The 2647-nt window shown below is 53.6% G+C and carries 1 protein-coding gene and 1 other annotated feature (1 of these 2 running past the window's edge); the gene reads left to right on the forward strand.

Features of this window, described 5'->3' with window-relative positions:
• Nucleotides 1-2570 (forward strand) — a sequence feature (most likely nonfunctional fraction of RNA operon); it begins 1556 nt to the left of the window's first position.
• Entirely contained in the window at nt 965-1087 is a 123-nt protein-coding gene (locus tag EV211_RS11025; RefSeq protein WP_279222036.1) for a hypothetical protein, read from the forward strand. (Overlaps the previous feature by 123 nt.)
• Nucleotides 2571-2647 lie beyond the last annotated feature (77 nt).

Consider the following 2647-nt stretch of genomic DNA (forward strand, 5'->3'; position numbering starts at 1 on the left):
GGTCACATGTCAGCCGAAGATGACTGGAAGGTCACGGCATAGCGGGTAATACCCCCGTAGGCGAAGGCATGTACCACAGGACAGGATCCAGAGTAGGACCGGACACGTGTAACCCGGTCTGAAGCCGGGGGGACCGCCCCCCAAGCCTAAATACTACCCAGTGACCGATAGAGAATAGTACCGTGAGGGAAAGGTGAAAAGCACCCCGGGAGGGGAGTGAAATAGAACCTGAAACCTTATGCCTACAATCGGAGGGAGCGCAAGTGACCTCGTACTTTTTGTAGAACGGGCCAACGAGTTATGGTGTGCGGCAAGGTTAAGGAGCTGGAGCTCCGGAGCCGTAGGGAAACCGAGCCTTAATAGGGCAGAAGTCGTATGCTGTAGACCCGAAACCGGGTGACCTATCCATGTGCAGGTTGAAGTGTCCGTAAAAGGACATGGAGGACCGAACCCATATCTGTTGAAAAAGGTTGGGATGACGTGTGGATAGCGGTGAAATTCCAATCGAACCCGGAGATAGCTGGTTCTCCCCGAAATAGCTTTGGGGCTAGCCTCGTATTGAGATGCCTGGAGGTAGAGCACTGAATGTTCTAGGGGCCTTCACCGGTTACCAAAAACTATCAAACTCCGAATGCCAGAGCATCATATACGGGAGTCAGACCACGTGAGATAAGTTTCGTGGTCAAAAGGGAAACAGCCCAGACCGCCGGCTAAGGTCCCAAAATACAGACTAAGTGGAAAAGGATGTGGGATTGCACAGACAGCTAGGATGTTGGCTCAGAAGCAGCCATTCATTCAAAGAGTGCGTAATAGCTCACTAGTCGAGTGATCCTGCGCCGAAGATGAACGGGGCTAAAGTCTGTTACCGAAGCCGCGGATACGTAAGTATGGTAGGGGAGCATCCTATAGGGAGCGAAGCAGTTTCGTAAGGAACTGTGGACCGTATAGGAGAGAGAATGTTGGCATGAGTAGCGTAAGGCAGGTGAGAATCCTGCCCGCCGAAAATCTAAGGTTTCCTGAGGAAGGTTCGTCCGCTCAGGGTAAGTCGGGGCCTAAGCCGAGGGCGAAAGCCGTAGGCGATGGATAACAGGTAGAAATTCCTGTACCACCGAAGGTCATTTGAGCAAAGCGGGGACACAGAAGGATAGACTGAGCACGCCGTTGGTAGAGCGTGTCCAAGCGTCGAGGGAGCAATTACAGGTAAGTCCGTAGTTGTGGAACTGAGGCGTGATGGGGTGACAAAAGAGTCTGAAGCAGTCGATTTCACGCTGTCAAGAAAAGCCGCTAGCGAGACCAGAGGTGCCCGTACCGCAAACCGACACAGGTAGATGAGGAGAGAATCCTAAGGTGAGCGAGAGAACTATTGTCAAGGAACTCGGCAAAATCACCCCGTAACTTCGGGAGAAGGGGTGCCAGCGAAAGCTGGCCGCAGTGAAAAGGCCCAGGCAACTGTTTACCAAAAACACAGGTCTCTGCAAAAGCGAAAGCTGAAGTATAGGGGCTGACGCCTGCCCGGTGCTGGAAGGTTAAGGGGAAGTGTAAGAGCAATCGAAGCACGGAACTGAAGCCCCAGTAAACGGCGGCCGTAACTATAACGGTCCTAAGGTAGCGAAATTCCTTGTCGGGTAAGTTCCGACCCGCACGAAAGGCGTAATGATCTGGGCGCTGTCTCGACAATAGACTCGGTGAAATTGTAGTGCCGGTAAAGATGCCGGCTACCCGCAGCAGGACGGAAAGACCCCGTGGAGCTTTACTGCAACCTGATATTGAGCCTCGGCGCTGCATGTACAGGATAGGTGGGAGACATTGAAATGAGTACGCCAGTATTCATTGAGTCATCGTTGGGATACCACCCCTGCAGTGTTGGGGTTCTAACCGCGCATCGTGAACCGGTGCCGGAACAGTGTCAGGCGGGCAGTTTGACTGGGGCGGTCGCCTCCTAAAGAGTAACGGAGGCGCCCAAAGGTTCCCTCAGTGCGGACGGAAATCGCACGAAGAGCGCAAAGGCAGAAGGGAGCTTGACTGCAAGACATACAGGTCGAGCAGGGACGAAAGTCGGGCTTAGTGATCCGGTGGTACCGAGTGGAAGGGCCATCGCTCAACGGATAAAAGCTACCCCGGGGATAACAGGCTGATACCCCCCAAGAGTTCACATCGACGGGGGTGTTTGGCACCTCGATGTCGGCTCGTCTCATCCTGGGGCTGAAGTAGGTCCCAAGGGTTGGGCTGTTCGCCCATTAAAGAGGTACGCGAGCTGGGTTCAGAACGTCGTGAGACAGTTCGGTCCCTATCCGCTGTGGGCGTTGGAGATTTGAGTGGGGCTGTCCTTAGTACGAGAGGACCGGGACGGACTTGCCTCTGGTGCACCAGTTGTCTTGCCAAAGGCACAGCTGGGTAGCTACGCAGGGACGGGATAAGCGCTGAAAGCATCTAAGTGCGAAGCCCTCCACGAGAAGAGATCTCCCCCAATTATGGTAAGGCCCGTGAGAGACTATCACGTTGATAGGTCGGAGGTGTAAGTGTAGTAATACATTCAGCTGACCGATACTAATAGGCCGAAAGCTTGGCCGGAAATGACTTCCGGGAAGATTGTGGTCATGAAGATCATGCGACATTGTTCGGATTTGAGGGTATCTAAGATACTCTT

Origin of the sequence: Aminicella lysinilytica, assembly GCF_004362975.1 — a bacterium.
GTDB classification, from domain to species: domain Bacteria; phylum Bacillota; class Clostridia; order Peptostreptococcales; family Anaerovoracaceae; genus Aminicella; species Aminicella lysinilytica.